Raw genomic sequence first — 13,728 nt, forward strand, 5'->3', positions numbered from 1 at the left:
TTAGGGCGGGGCCATGGCCGAGCCCTTCTACATCACCACCGCGATCAACTATCCCAATGGGCGGCCGCATATCGGCCACGCCTATGAAGCGATTGCCGCCGACACCATCGCCCGCTTCCAGCGCCAGGCGGGGCGCGACGTGCGCTTCCAGACCGGCACCGACGAGCATGGGCTGAAGATGGTGCAGGCGGCGCGCGACCGGGGCATCGAAACGCGCGATCTGGCGACCGAAATGTCCGGCTATTTCCGTGACATGGCTGACAAGTTGAATATCAGCTATGATCGCTTTATCCGCACCACCGACGCCGATCATTATGCCGCAAGCCAGGCGATCTGGGCAGCGATGGCCGAGGCAGGCGATCTGTACCTCGATCGCTACGAGGGTTGGTATTCGGTCCGCGACGAAGCTTTTTATGACGAGAAGGAGCTGGTCGAGGGGGAGGGGGGCAGCAAGCTGTCGCCGCAGGGGACGCCGGTCGAATGGACTGCCGAGGAGACGTGGTTCTTCCGCCTTTCGAAATATCAGCAGCCGTTGCTCGATCATTATGCGGCCAACCCCGATTTCATCCGCCCCGAAAGCCGCCGCAACGAGATTTTGCGTTTTGTGGAAGGGGGCCTCAGCGACCTGTCGGTCTCGCGCACCAGCTTCGACTGGGGCGTGCCGGTGCCGGGATCGCCGGGGCATGTGATGTATGTGTGGGTCGACGCGCTCACCAATTATCTGACCGGCATCGGCTATCCCGCGATCGACGGCGCGCTCGGCCATTACTGGCCCGCGAACCTGCACATGATCGGCAAGGATATCGTGCGGTTCCATGCGGTTTACTGGCCCGCTTTCCTGATGTCGGCGAAGATGGCGCGCCCCAGCGGCGTGTTCGGCCATGGCTTCGTGCTCGCGCGCGACGGGGCGAAGATGGGCAAGTCGGCGGGGAATGCCGCCGATCCGATTGCGCTCGCCGATGCTTATGGCGTCGACGCGCTGCGCTATTTCCTGCTGCGCGACATCAGCTTCGGGCAGGATGGCAGCTATTCGGCCGAAGCGATCGTCACCCGCGCCAATGCCGATCTGGCGAACAGTTTCGGCAATCTGGCGCAGCGTACGCTTAGCCAGATCTACAAGAACTGCGACCGCTGGCTGCCCGCGATCCACGGCCATGATCCCGCCGACGCGGCGCTGTTCGAGACGATCGACGGCATCGTGCGGGGCAGCATGCCGCGCGCTTACGAAGAACTGGCGCTGAGCCAGGCGACCGAGGCGTGGATCCAGGGCGTGTTCGCCTGCAACGCCTATATCGACGAGCAGGCGCCGTGGGCGCTCAAGAAGACCGACACGCAGCGGATGGAGACGGTGCTGGCGACGCTCTACATCTGCATCGCCCAGCTTGCCGTCGCGATCGCGCCGGTGATCCCGGGGAGCGCGGCCAAGCTGCTCGACGCGATGGGGATTGCGCCCGAGCTGCGGACTTTCGAGGCGATCGGCGCGCACTGGTATTCGCCGCTGGCCGAGGGCGGGTTCCGGCTCGAGCAGCCGGTGGCGCTGTTCCCGCGGCTCGAAGCCCCGGTGGAAGACTGATGTTCGTCGATTCGCATTGCCACCTCAATTACAAGGGGCTTGCCGAGCATCAGGCCGATGTCATCGCGCGCGCCCGCGGGGCGGGGGTGTCGACAATGCTCACCATCTCGACCCGCGAGCGCGAATGGGACGAAATCACTGGCATTGCCGAGGCTTATCCGGACATCTGGGCAAGCATCGGCATCCATCCGCACGAAGCCGACGACCATGCGCATGTGACGACGCAGATGCTGATCGACCGCGCGGCCCATCCCCGCGTGATCGGCATCGGCGAGACGGGCCTTGATTATTACTACGACCACAGCGACCGCGCGCAGCAGGCCGCCAATTTCCGCGCGCATATCGCCGCGTCGCGCGCGACCGGGCTGCCGCTGATCGTCCACACCCGCGATGCCGAGGACGATACCGCCGCGATCATCGCCGATGAAATGGGGAAGGGGGCCTTCCCCTGCCTGATCCATTGCTTCACCGCGAGCGCCGACTTCGCCGACAAGGCGCTGGCAATGGGCTGCTACATCTCGATTTCGGGCATCGTGACGTTCAAGAATGCGCGCGACTTGCAGGAAACCGCGGCGCGCGTGCCCGCCGACCGGCTGCTGATCGAAACCGACGCGCCGTTTCTCGCGCCCGTGCCGCACCGGGGCAAGACCGGCGAGCCCGCCTTCGTCGCCGATACCGCGCGTTTCCTTGCCGACCTGCGCGGTGTTGACGTCATGACGCTGGCCGAGACGACGTCGGCCAATTTCTTCAAGCTGTTTGCCAAAGCCCGCGCGTGAAGGTTCGCATTCTCGGCTCGGGAACCTCGTCGGGGGTGCCGCGGATCGGCGGCGATTGGGGCGAATGCGACCCGCTTGAGCCGAAAAACCGGCGCACGCGCGTGTCGATACTGGTCGAGACCACGACAACGCGCATTCTGGTCGATACCGGGCCGGACTTGCGCGAACAGTTGCTGGCAGCAGGCGTCGGCGAAGTCGATGCAGTGATCTGGACCCACGAACATGCTGATCACTGCCACGGCATCGATGACGTGCGGCAGCTTTATCACGCGCGCGGTGCGCCGATTGCGGGCTTTGCGCAGAGCCGCACGCGCGACTCGATGCTCGACCGCTTCGGCTATGTCTTCCACGGGCGCGCAGGCTATCCGCCGACGATGACGATTGACCTGCTGCCAGAGCGCTTCGCGATCGGCGATGTCGTCGTCGCGAGCGCCGAACAGCCGCATGGCGATATCACCTCGGCCGGGCTACGCTTCGAAGCCGATGGCAAGGCCATTGGCTATGCAACTGATTTCCATGCGATGACGCCTGCAATGGTCGAGCTTTATGCTGGGCTAGACCTGTGGATTGTCGACGCCTTGCGGCGGCGGCCGCACCCGTCGCATCCGACGCTCGACCAGGCACTTGGATGGATCGACGAGCTGCGGCCAGCGCGTTCGGTGCTGACGCATATGGACCAGTCGATGGATTATGCGACACTTCGCCGCGAGCTGCCCGGCGGCGTTGAGCCGGGTTATGACGGGCTGGAGATCATATTGTGAGCAGCGGCGACCAGATGAGCGCGCTTTGGTATCTGCTTCTGCTGATCCTGCCGCTGTCGGCGCTGATCGCGCGTGGCATGCCGATCGGCCAGACGATGCGAATGGCGCTGATCTGGCTGGGGATTTTTGCAGGCGCGCTGATTCTGGCGACCTTCTGGACGCGCAATCGCAGCTATATCGACGGGTTCCTGGTCGATGCCGGGCTGCGCGGAAATTTGGTAACCGGATCGACGGTCGAGATTCCACGCGGTCAAGACGGGCATTACCGCGCCGACGTGCTGCTCAATGGCGTGGCGATGAAAATGCTGGTCGATACCGGTGCATCCAGCACGACGATTTCGCGGGCCACCGCAAAGGCAATCGGCGCGACCGTCGACGAAGGCTTCGGCGTGATTGTCGAGACCGCAAATGGCCGGACGATCGAGCACCGCGCGACGCTGGCAACGCTTGAACTTGGTTCGATCCACGCGAAAGATGTTCCGGTGCTGGTGAACGACACCGAGGGCAACGATCTGCTCGGCGCCGATTTTCTGGCGCAGCTCGAAAGCTGGCGGGCCGAGGGGAATAGGCTGATCCTCGTCCCCAGACGCTAAATCGTATTTTACATAATGTATATTATCGGACTGATAGATTAAGGGAGGCGCAGCAATGGTTGATCGTCTGGTAACCATCATGGCCCGCCTCCGCGATCCGGTGAGCGGCTGCGACTGGGATGTCGCGCAGACGTTCGAGACGATCGCGCCGTACACGATTGAGGAAGCGCACGAAGTCGCCGATGCGATCGCGCGCGGCGATATGGCCGATCTGAAAGACGAGCTCGGTGACCTGCTGCTCCAGGTCGTGTTCCACGCGCGGATCGCCGAGGAAGCCGGCCATTTCGCGCTGCCCGATGTCGTCGATGCGATCAGTGACAAGATGGAGCGCCGTCATCCGCACGTCTTTGGCGATGATGCTGCAGGCGGCGGCCCTCACCTCTGGGAACAAATCAAGGCCGAGGAACGCGGCGCCAAGGGTGCGGCCAGCGCACTCGACGGTGTCGCGCTCGGACTCCCTGCCCTGATGCGTGCCGAGAAATTGCAGAAGCGCGCTGGAAGGGTCGGCTTCGACTGGCCCGACGCAAGCGGCGCACGCGCGAAGATCGAAGAGGAGCTTGCCGAGGTCGAGGCGGCGCAGACCGATGCCGAGCGCGCCGAGGAAATCGGCGATCTGCTGTTCGCCGTGGTCAATTGGGCGCGAAAGCAAGGCGTCGATCCCGAGGCAGCGCTGCGAAACGCAAACGCGAAGTTTGAGCGACGGTTTCGCGCGATGGAGGAAACAGCGGGCAATGCTTTCGCGGGGTTGGATCTGGACGCGAAGGAAGCGCTGTGGGTCGCGGCCAAGGCGGATGAACGGGCCTGAAGTCAGTGCGCCCGCACGCCGAACCTTTCCCAATCGCGCTCGCTCAGTCGCACTTCATACACTGCCGAGTCGCCATCGACCCAATGGTCGATCACTTCGCCATGTTGGTGCAGCCACGCTGCCCCCGCCCCGTCGCCGGCATCAAGCGTCACCGTGTAACGACGATGCCCCTCGGTCAGTCGCGACGCGATGATCGTCAGCATGCGGTCGACCCCTTCCCCGCTCAGCGCCGAAATCGCAATGACATCGTCGCGCTTGGCAGCCTCAAGGATCACGTCGTCGCGCACATCACCTTCGAGCAAGTCGAGCTTGTTCCACGCCTCGAACCGTGGGGTCGTCTCCGCCACGCCCAGTTCGCTTAGAACGGCCTCGACATCGGCGCGCTGCGCTTCGCTGTAGGGATGAGCGATGTCGCGGACATGGACGAGCAGATCGGCCGAGACGACTTCCTCGAGCGTCGCCTTGAACGCGGCGACGAGCTGGGTCGGCAGGTCGGAGACGAAGCCCACCGTGTCCGACAGGATCGCTTTGTCGATGCCGGGCAGCGAAATCTGGCGCAGGGTCGGGTCGAGCGTCGCGAACAGCAAATCCTCGGCCATCACCTGCGCACCGGTCAGCCGGTTGAACAGCGTCGACTTGCCCGCATTGGTGTAGCCAACCAGCGCGATCACCGGCCAGGGCGCGCGCTGGCGGCGTTCGCGGTGGAGGCCGCGGGTGCGGCTGACCTGATCGAGCTCGCGCCGCAGCTTCGCCATCCGGTCGCGGATCAGGCGGCGGTCGGCTTCGATCTGGGTTTCGCCGGGGCCGCCGAGGAAGCCGAAGCCGCCGCGCTGGCGCTCGAGGTGGGTCCAGCTCCGGACCAGCCGGCCCGCCTGATAATCGAGGTGCGCGAGTTCGACTTGCAGCCGCCCCTCGGCGGTCGCCGCGCGTTCGCCGAAAATTTCGAGGATCAGCCCGGTGCGGTCGATCACCTTGGTGTCGAGCCCGGTCTCCAGATTGCGCTGCTGGACCGGGGTGAGGCTCGCGTCAAAGATGACGAGGCTTGCCTCCTCCATCCGCGCCGCGGCGGCGATCTGTTCGATCTGCCCCTGCCCGATCAGCGTCGCGGGCTTGGGTGTGCGCAGGCGGACGGCGATCTTGTCGGTGACAACCAAACCGATCGCCTCGGCGAGACCCGCCGTCTCGGCGAGCCGCGCGTCAGCGTCGCGGCTGGCGCCGCCCTGGTCGGGCAGCACCACCACCGCGCGCCCGCCGCGGGCGAACTCACTGCGATCGCGTTCGAACCCGGTACTCAATCGTTCGACTCGGTCGCTTCCTCGGCGAGGTTGAGCGGGTGTGCGGGCTGCACGGTCGACACGGCGTGCTTGTAGACAAGCTGGGCCATGCCGTCGCGCTGGAGCAGCATGCAGAACAGGTCGAACGCGGTAATATAGCCCTGAAGCATCACGCCATTGACGAGGAACATTGTCACCGGCTCGTCCGATTTGCGCACGGCGTTGAGGAAAATTTCCTGCAGCAGCGGCGCCTTTTTCTGCGCTTCGCCGATCGTGTCGAGGATAGCATCGATGTCGATCGCGCCCGACGGCATGATCGTCGAGATCGCATGCTTGTAAATGAGCTGCGACTGACCGTCGCGGCGGAGCAGCACCGAAAAATTATCGAACCAGGTCACGATGCCCTGCAGCTTGACGCCTTTGACAAGGAACATCGTCACCGGCGTCTTCGACCGGCGCAGCGAATTGAGGAACAGGTCCTGCAGCGAGGCGGATTTTTCGGCCATGACGATCATTCCTTGTTCTTGGCGGGGAAATGCCCCGCGATGCGCCGGTACGCGGCGTCGCTGACGGCAATGTAGGAAAGACGCAGGCCCGCGTCCATATGCTGGCAGATCGCGCACGGCCGCCGTTCCTGCCTCCGCCCGCATTCCCCTGCAATCAGGGATGATGAGGCAAGAGTCTCTAATCCTCGCCGCGCGTCTCGGTGATCCCCAGCAGCTTCAGCTTGCGGTGCAACGCTGACCGTTCCATGCCGATGAAGGTCGCGGTGCGCGAGATGTTGCCCGAAAATCGGCGGATCTGGACGCGCAGATATTCGCGCTCGAAATACTCCCGCGCTTCACGAAGCGGCGCGCCCATGATCGCGGTGGTGGCCGCACCGATGCCGAGGTCGCGCTGGTCGCCCAGCACTTCGGCTGGCAGCAGATCGATATCGATGCGGCCGATCCGGTCGCCGGGCGCCAGAATCACCGTGCGCTCGACGACATTGCGCAACTGGCGGACGTTGCCTGGCCATTCATGGCTCTGCAGCGCGACCATCGCCTCGGGCGAGACTTCGGGTGTCGGCACCCGGCGCTGCGCAGCGTAATGCGCGACGAAATGCTCGACCAGCGGCGGGATGTCCTCGCGCCGCTCGGCTAGGCCGGGGATCGCCACCGGCACGACATTGAGCCGATAATAGAGGTCTTCGCGGAAGCGCCCCTCGGCAATCTCGACGGTCAGGTCGCGTGCGGTGGCCGAGACGACCCGCAGATCGACGCGGACGACGCGCTGGCCACCGACGCGCGTGAAGCTCTGGTCGGTCAGCACGCGCAGGATCCGCGCCTGCGTCTGCACTGGCATGTCGGCAATCTCGTCGAGGAACAGCGTGCCGCCATGCGCCTGTTCGAGCAGGCCAGGGCGTATGACATTGCCTCCCTCCTCCACCCCGAACAACTCCTCCTCGACCCGTTCGGGCGTCATCCGGGCAGCGCTGACCACGACAAAGGGCGCGACGCCGCGCTGGCTCCAGCCGTGCAGCAGCCGCGCCGCGACTTCCTTGCCGACGCCTGCACCACCGGTGATCAGCACGCGGCTGCCGGTCGCGGCAACGCGTTTCAACGTCGCGCGCACGCTGTTGATCGCGGCCGAATTGCCGGTCAGATCCTCCTCAAGGCCCGCCGTCTGGCGCAGGGACGCGAGTTCGCGCCGTAGTCGTTCGGTCTCGGTCGCGCGCTCAACCAGCAGCAGCAGCCGCTCGGCCTCGAACGGCTTTTCGATGAAGTCGGCGGCACCGCGCCGAATCGCCGCCACGGCGGTGTCGAGATTGCCGTGGCCCGAGATCACAATCACCGGAATGCTCGGGTCGCGGCGCTTCATTTCGTCGAGCAGATCGAGCCCGTCGAGCCGCGAACCATGGAGCCAGACGTCGAGCAGCACCAGCGACGGGCGGCGCGCGGCGATCGCTTCCAGCGCCGCGTCGCTGTCGGCGGCGAGCCGCGTCTCATAGCCTTCGTCTTGCAACACGCCGGCGACCAGCTCGCGAATGTCTTTCTCATCGTCGACGACGAGGATGTCGAGCGCCATACGCTTTACTTTCTTACACGAGTGAGAGCGGGCGCGCGCTCATCGCCGCCGTCGGACTGATCGCAGTCTCCTGCAGCGAACTGGGCAAGCGCGGTGGCATCGAAACACAAAGTGACGACGGTGCCGCCACCGGCACGATCGGCAAAGCCAATCGTGCCGAAATGCTCGTCGACGATCTTCTTGACGATCGCGAGGCCAAGGCCAGTCCCGCGCGCGCGGGTTGTCATATAGGGTTCGACAATCCGGTCGCGTTCGACCGGCAGGCCAACGCCATCGTCGGCAACGGTGATCGTGACCGGCGCCTCGCCCCCGCCGGCGATCGTCAGCGTGATGGTTCCCGCCGCATCATCGGCTTTGGCGAGGATCGCCTCGACCGCGTTCTTGACGATGTTGGTCAGCGCCTGCGCGATCTGGCGGCGATCGCAAACAAGTGCCGGTGGCGGCTCGTCATGCGCCAGCTCAAACTTGACGCTGCCATGCGCGACTTCGTGGAGGAACATCACCTGACGCACGATATCGAGCAGCGATTCCTCACGGAACACGGGCTTGGGCATCCGCGCAAAGGACGAGAATTCGTCGACGATCCGGCGCAGATCGCCAACCTGGCGCACGATCGTTTCGGTCAGCCGCGCAAAAGTGCCGTCGTCTTCGGGTAACTGCTTGCCATAACGGCGCTGGAGCCGTTCGGCGGCAAGCTGGATCGGGGTAAGCGGATTCTTGATTTCGTGCGCAATCCGCCGCGCGACGTCAGACCAGGCGGCGCGGCGCTGGTCGAGTAATTGCTGGGTGATGTCGTCAAAGGTCAGGATCGGCCCGGCATCGGCCTCGGCAATCTTGACCGCCAGCGTGCGCGCTTCGCCCTGCGCGGCAATCTGGATCACTGCTTCGGGATTGCCCGCGTCGAGCAGCGCGTCGAGCTCGGGCGACACGTCGCCCAGCCGCGCGCTTACCGGCGCGGCTTCGCCCGCACGCAGCAGCGCCAGCGCCGAGCGGTTGATCAGGCGGATGCGCCGTTCGCGATCGACCGAGATAACGCCCGCCGACACGCCCGAGACCACCGCTTCAATCAGCGCGCGGCGACTGTCGAGCTGGTCATTCGCTGCCACCAGCGCATCGGTCTGTGCCTGCAATTGCTCGGTCATGCTGTTGAATGCATTGCCGAGCGTGCCAATCTCGTCCTCGACCTGCGGTGTCGGCACACGCGCGCTCAGCTCGCCGCTGGCGATTCGGTGCGCTGCCCCGACCAGCGCGTCGATTGGTCGCACAAGGCGATCGGCAACCTGCAGCGCAATCCAGACCGAAACCGCGACGATCAGCAGCGCGACCGCAAACAGGATGATATTGAACGTCAGCTGGAGCGAGCGCGTGCGCTTCTGCAGCGCCTCATAATCCTTTACCAGCGCCGAGGCGGCGTTGTGCTGACGGCTCAGGAAAGCCGCCGTCACGCTCGTCCCTGCATAGACGAACAGGTCCTTCTGGTTCGGAATCGGCGCGATCAGCCAGACCGTGTCGCTGGTGCGGTTGATGTACGGCGTCTTGTCGCGGCGGATCACGTCGAGCATCGCCGGGTTGACGCGCTCGGCGAACTGCCCCTCGGTCGGCGGATTGAAGACGTAGAGGACCTGGACGCCCTTGTCCTTCTGATAACGGAACAGCACCGATTGTTCGAGATTGCGGTAATAGGTCTGGACGTTGAGATAGGACTGAAAATTCTCGTCCTTTACCGGAATCGAAGGATATCGGTCGGCGATGTCGCTGGCCATCTGGTTGGTTTCGGCGAGCCAGCGTTTGATAATTTCCTTCTGGCCTTCATCGACCATACCCATCGTGGCATTGAAGGCATTGCGGGCTCGGTCGGAGACCCAGTAATCGACACCGGCTTCGAACATCACCGATGCCGCGATCACCGTCAGGATGATCGGTACGCTCGCCAGCATCGAGAAGGTTGCGACGAGCCGCACGTGCAGCCGCCCGCGTCCACCCATCGGTGATCGCGCCGCGCGCCGCATCGCGATCCGCCGACCGGCCAACACGATCAGCGCGATCCAAGGTAGCAAATTGGCAATCAGCATCGCCGCGATCATCGCTGGCGACAGCAAGCTAAGCCCGGAGCCCGCGCGCGCGATAAAGAGATAGCTGGCGATGCCGACCGCAATCGCAACCACCAGGACGCTGATTTCGATCAGCGGTGTGACCGGCCTCAATCTGGCCTTGAGGGGCGTCGCAGGCGCGACCTGGCTCTCCATCGTGGCATTCTTACAACATTGGCGTTGCCGACAACACACATAATTGCTGATCGGCACCGGCGACTATCCGCAGCACAAATGGCACAAAAAAGGCGCCGTCAGCGCGGATCGATGCCGAGATCGTCGAGCCGCTTGCGCAAGGTGTTGCGATTGATGCCGAGCGCACGCGCGGTCCGTAGCTGGTTCCAGCCATGACGCGCGAGCAATGCCTCGATCAGCGGCCGCTCGACTTCGGCGATGATCCGGCCGTAGAGCGTGCCATCGTCGAGCGCGGCTGGCTCCTCACGCGCGAGCCGGTCGATCCGGGCACGGATTGCGGCGTCGATCCCGATCTCGCCGACAGACAGCGGCAGCGGAGCACCCCCGTCGAGCATGGCCGCGACTTCGTCGGCGCCGACCAGATCATCGCGGCTGAGCGCGGCAATTCGGCGGATGACATTTTCCAGCTCACGGACATTACCGGGCCAGTCATGGGCCTCGAGCACGCCGATTGCGGCGTCGTGAAGCGTCTTGCGGGGCAATCCGGCTTCGGCAGCACGATCAAGGAAATGCCGGGACAGCAGCGCAATATCCTGACGCCGCGAACGCAGCGCCGGCAGCGCGACCGGCACGACATTGAGCCGGTAGTAGAGATCCTCGCGAAACCGTCCTTCGCTCACCAGCTGGGCGAGATCGCGATTGGTCGCCGCGACGATACGGACATCGGCGCGGATCGGCCGGGCACCGCCGACCGTGGTGAACTCGCCCGATTGCAACACGCGCAGCAGCCGCGTCTGCGCCTCGATCGGCATGTCGCCGATTTCGTCGAGGAACAAAGTGCCGCCCGCCGCCTGTTCGAACCGCCCGGCCGACCGCGCTTGCGCGCCAGTGAAGGCGCCGCGTTCATGGCCGAACAACTCGGCTTCGATCAGCTCGCGTGGGATCGCCGCCATATTGATCGCAATGAAGGGCGCAAGGCGGCGCGGCCCGAGATCGTGGATCGCGCGCGCGACCAGTTCCTTGCCGGTCCCCGATTCGCCCGTCACCAGCACCGTCAGGTCGTTGCCGACCACGCGCGCGATGACGCGGTACACCTCCTGCATCGCCGGCGACCGGCCGATCAGCGGCAACCCGCCATCGAGCAGCTCGCCGGGATCGTCCGCCGCCTCGCCGCCACGCGCCAGCGCACTGCGCACCGCGCGCGCCAGCACGTCGAGATCGAAGGGCTTGGGCAGATAGTCATATGCGCCCACCTCGTTCGCCTTGACCGCCGTCGAAAGCGTGTTGAGCGCCGACAGGATTATTACCGGCAACTGCGGATGCGTGGCGAGCAGCGCCCGGACACGATCGATGCCATTGCCGTCGGGGAGCACGACATCGGTAATCAGCACATCGGGCACGCCGCGACCGAGTGCGGCATCAAGCTCGGCAAGGCTCGCTGCCGTCTTGACGTCATGCCCTTCGCGACGCAGCGCCTGGGCGACGACCATGCGGATCGCTGCATCATCGTCGACGACGAGAACACGGCCAATCATGCCGCCCTCGGCAGCAGAATGCGGAAGATGGTGCATTCGGGGCTTCCTTCGCGGGCATATTGCGCGATGCCGCCCATGTCGCGAACCAGCTTGTCGACGAGCGCAAGGCCAAGTCCCTGCCCTTCGGGTTTTCCAGATACAAAGGGGTCGAACAGATGGTCGGCGATGTCGGCGGGAGCGCCGGGGCCATTGTCGATCACCAGCAGCTCGATCGGCAACGGGCGGCGCGGCTTGCCCGCGGTTGCGCTGACCGCCATGCCGTGGCGATAGGCCGTGGCGAGAATGATCCGGCGATCGGCCTGCGCCGCCGTCGCTTCGGCGGCATTCTTCAGCAGGTTGAGCATCACCTGAACGAGCGCATCATGGTTCGCCAGCACAAGCGGCAGCGACGGGTCGAATCGCTCCTCGATCACCACGTCACGCGCAAAGCCGGCGCGGGCGACGCGGCGGGCATGATCGAGCAGCGGATAGATGTTGAGCGGCTCAATCGTGCGCGGTCGCGTGTCGGTGAAGTCCTGCATCCGGTCGATCAGCGCGGCGATGCGGTCGACTTCGGCGATGATGAGATCAGGCAGGGCGGCCTCGTCCCCGGTGGCCGTCCCACCCAGCAATTGCGCAGCGCCGCGGATGCCCGACAGCGGATTCTTGATTTCGTGCGCGAGCATCGCTGCAGCCCCCATAGCGGCGCGCGCCGCCGCACGATCAGGCTGCCCCATGCGGCGCGATGCCGCTTCATGCAGCGTCACAACGCGCCAGCCGGGATGATCGGGCACATCGACTTCGCTGAAATCGACGCGGACCCGCCCGCCGCGGCGAGTGTCGAGCCGCGTGTCGAAAGCCTGAAAGCCCAGCCCTTCGCGGCGCGCCAGATAATCGGGCGGCAGGATCATCACGCTCGCCAGCCTTTGTCCAAGCATGGCGCGCTCCGACGTATTGAGCAGCCGCTCGGCACTGCTGTTGGCAAAGGCAATGCGATCATCGGGGCCAATCACGATCACCGACATCGGCAGCGCGGCAACGAGTTCGGCAAAAGGCGGCGCCGCGGGCGCGCTCACGCCGCCTGTCGCGAGCGCCACGGCGCATAGAACTCAGCAAGCATCGCCAGCACGACCTTGGGATCGTTTTGCGTATTCACCCGGTTGCGGAACTCGGCTGAGCCGTGCAGCCCCTTAGTGTACCAGCCGATGTGCTTGCGCGCGATGCCGACGGCGGTCTCGTTGCCATAAAGGGCGAGCATCGCTTCGTAATGCTCGACGATCAGGTGATATTGCTCCTCGATCGACGGATCGGGCAAGCGGCGGCCGGTGCGGAACCATTCGATCACCTGTCCTAGCAGCCACGGCTTGCCGTATGCGCCGCGTCCGATCATCACGCCATCCGCGCCCGATTGTGCGAGCGCAGCCTCGGCATCCTCGATCGAGCAGATGTCGCCATTGGCGATCACCGGGATCGACACCGCGTCCTTCACCCGGCGGATGAACGCCCAGTCGGCCGAGCCTTTGTACATCTGGTTGCGGGTGCGGCCGTGGACGGTGATCATCTTCGCCCCCAGATCCTCGGCGATGCGCGCGAGTTCGGGGGCGTTGAGGCTGGCATGGTCCCAGCCCATCCGCATCTTGACGGTGACGGGCACGTCGACCGCCTTCACCGTCGCGGCGATGATCGCGGTCGCATTGGGCAGATCGCGCATCAGCGCCGAGCCGGCGTCGCCGTTGACGATCTTCTTGACCGGGCAGCCCATGTTGATGTCGATGATCGCCGCGCCACGATCGGCATTGAGCTTGGCCGCCTCGGCCATTTCATGGGGCGAGCAGCCCGCGAGCTGCATCGACACCGGTTCCTCGACCGGGTCCCATGCGGCTTTCTGCAGCGATTGGCGCGTCTCGCGGATCATCGCCTGGCTGGCGATCATCTCGGTGACGTTCAGCCCCGAGCCGAAGCGGCGCACAATCGTGCGGAACGGCATGTCGGTGACGCCGGTCATCGGCGCCAGAATGACGGGGTCGTCGATCCGGACCGGACCGATATGGATCGGGGAAAGCTTGGTCATCATCTGCCTGAAATTTAGGCAGCGCATAGGCGAAATGCGGCGATCCGACAAGACCGGCGGGGGCTGGCG

General features: G+C 64.9%; 12 protein-coding genes. 5 read left to right on the plus strand and 7 right to left on the minus strand.

Going from position 1 to position 13,728, the window contains the following annotated elements:
* The first annotated feature begins 13 nt into the window (after positions 1 to 13).
* Genes metG through mazG form a run of 5 tightly spaced genes read left to right on the plus strand, consistent with a single transcriptional unit; the run spans position 14 to position 4,508 of the window.
* Entirely contained in the window at positions 14 to 1,573 is a 1,560-nt protein-coding gene (gene metG, locus AX672_RS14750) for a methionine--tRNA ligase (protein ID WP_066652450.1), read from the plus strand.
* Positions 1,573 to 2,349: a TatD family hydrolase gene (locus AX672_RS14755; RefSeq protein WP_066652453.1), complete on the plus strand. Its 777-nt coding sequence runs from the start codon at positions 1,573 to 1,575 to the stop codon at positions 2,347 to 2,349. Before metG ends, AX672_RS14755 begins: the two co-directional genes overlap by 1 nt.
* Complete coding sequence (locus tag AX672_RS14760) at positions 2,346 to 3,110, plus strand: MBL fold metallo-hydrolase (protein WP_066652456.1); 765 nt, start codon at positions 2,346 to 2,348, stop codon at positions 3,108 to 3,110. The genes AX672_RS14755 and AX672_RS14760 overlap by 4 nt, the downstream gene beginning before the upstream one ends.
* On the plus strand, positions 3,107 to 3,703 hold the full coding sequence (locus tag AX672_RS14765) for a retropepsin-like aspartic protease family protein (protein WP_066652457.1): 597 nt from the start codon (positions 3,107 to 3,109) through the stop codon (positions 3,701 to 3,703). Before AX672_RS14760 ends, AX672_RS14765 begins: the two co-directional genes overlap by 4 nt.
* A gap of 55 nt (positions 3,704 to 3,758) precedes the next feature.
* Positions 3,759 to 4,508 carry a nucleoside triphosphate pyrophosphohydrolase gene (gene mazG / locus AX672_RS14770; RefSeq protein WP_066652459.1) on the plus strand — a complete coding sequence of 250 codons (750 nt, stop codon included), beginning with the start codon at positions 3,759 to 3,761 and terminating at the stop codon, positions 4,506 to 4,508.
* 2 nt (positions 4,509 to 4,510) lie between these two features.
* On the opposite strand, the gene hflX is transcribed toward mazG, so the two are convergent.
* The 7 genes from hflX to dusB form a co-directional block, all read right to left on the minus strand.
* On the minus strand, positions 4,511 to 5,803 hold the full coding sequence (hflX, locus tag AX672_RS14775; RefSeq protein ID WP_066652466.1) for a GTPase HflX: 1,293 nt from the start codon (positions 5,801 to 5,803) through the stop codon (positions 4,511 to 4,513).
* On the minus strand, positions 5,800 to 6,288 hold the full coding sequence (hfq, locus tag AX672_RS14780) for an RNA chaperone Hfq (protein WP_066652605.1): 489 nt from the start codon (positions 6,286 to 6,288) through the stop codon (positions 5,800 to 5,802). The genes hflX and hfq overlap by 4 nt, the downstream gene beginning before the upstream one ends.
* A gap of 178 nt (positions 6,289 to 6,466) precedes the next feature.
* Entirely contained in the window at positions 6,467 to 7,849 is a 1,383-nt protein-coding gene (gene ntrX / locus AX672_RS14785) for a nitrogen assimilation response regulator NtrX (protein WP_066652468.1), read from the minus strand.
* Positions 7,850 to 7,854: 5 nt separating this feature from the next.
* Positions 7,855 to 10,095: a sensor histidine kinase NtrY-like gene (locus AX672_RS14790; protein ID WP_066652471.1), complete on the minus strand. Its 2,241-nt coding sequence runs from the start codon at positions 10,093 to 10,095 to the stop codon at positions 7,855 to 7,857.
* Positions 10,096 to 10,193: 98 nt separating this feature from the next.
* On the minus strand, positions 10,194 to 11,645 hold the full coding sequence (gene ntrC / locus AX672_RS14795; protein WP_231731379.1) for a nitrogen regulation protein NR(I): 1,452 nt from the start codon (positions 11,643 to 11,645) through the stop codon (positions 10,194 to 10,196).
* Positions 11,606 to 12,613 carry a two-component system sensor histidine kinase NtrB gene (locus AX672_RS14800; protein WP_082730574.1) on the minus strand — a complete coding sequence of 336 codons (1,008 nt, stop codon included), beginning with the start codon at positions 12,611 to 12,613 and terminating at the stop codon, positions 11,606 to 11,608. Before AX672_RS14800 ends, ntrC begins: the two co-directional genes overlap by 40 nt.
* A gap of 47 nt (positions 12,614 to 12,660) precedes the next feature.
* Positions 12,661 to 13,659 carry a tRNA dihydrouridine synthase DusB gene (dusB, locus tag AX672_RS14805; RefSeq protein ID WP_066652607.1) on the minus strand — a complete coding sequence of 333 codons (999 nt, stop codon included), beginning with the start codon at positions 13,657 to 13,659 and terminating at the stop codon, positions 12,661 to 12,663.
* Positions 13,660 to 13,728 lie beyond the last annotated feature (69 nt).

The sequence above is a fragment of the Sphingomonas sp. CCH10-B3 genome (genome assembly GCF_001556185.1).
Taxonomy (GTDB): Bacteria; Pseudomonadota; Alphaproteobacteria; order Sphingomonadales; family Sphingomonadaceae; genus Sphingomonas; species Sphingomonas aquatica.

What these genes read in the sequence shown, in the direction of transcription:
- metG (WP_066652450.1), top strand. Translation starts at nt 14, where the DNA reads ATGGCCGAGCCCTTCTACATCACCACCGCGATCAACTATCCCAATGGG.
- AX672_RS14800 (WP_082730574.1), bottom strand. Translation starts at nt 12,613, where the DNA reads ATGTCGGTGATCGTGATTGGCCCCGATGATCGCATTGCCTTTGCCAAC.
- ntrC (WP_231731379.1), bottom strand. Translation starts at nt 11,645, where the DNA reads ATGCACCATCTTCCGCATTCTGCTGCCGAGGGCGGCATGATTGGCCGT.
- hfq (WP_066652605.1), bottom strand. Translation starts at nt 6,288, where the DNA reads ATGGCCGAAAAATCCGCCTCGCTGCAGGACCTGTTCCTCAATTCGCTG.
- AX672_RS14755 (WP_066652453.1), top strand. Translation starts at nt 1,573, where the DNA reads ATGTTCGTCGATTCGCATTGCCACCTCAATTACAAGGGGCTTGCCGAG.
- dusB (WP_066652607.1), bottom strand. Translation starts at nt 13,659, where the DNA reads ATGACCAAGCTTTCCCCGATCCATATCGGTCCGGTCCGGATCGACGAC.
- AX672_RS14790 (WP_066652471.1), bottom strand. Translation starts at nt 10,095, where the DNA reads ATGGAGAGCCAGGTCGCGCCTGCGACGCCCCTCAAGGCCAGATTGAGG.
- ntrX (WP_066652468.1), bottom strand. Translation starts at nt 7,849, where the DNA reads ATGGCGCTCGACATCCTCGTCGTCGACGATGAGAAAGACATTCGCGAG.
- mazG (WP_066652459.1), top strand. Translation starts at nt 3,759, where the DNA reads ATGGTTGATCGTCTGGTAACCATCATGGCCCGCCTCCGCGATCCGGTG.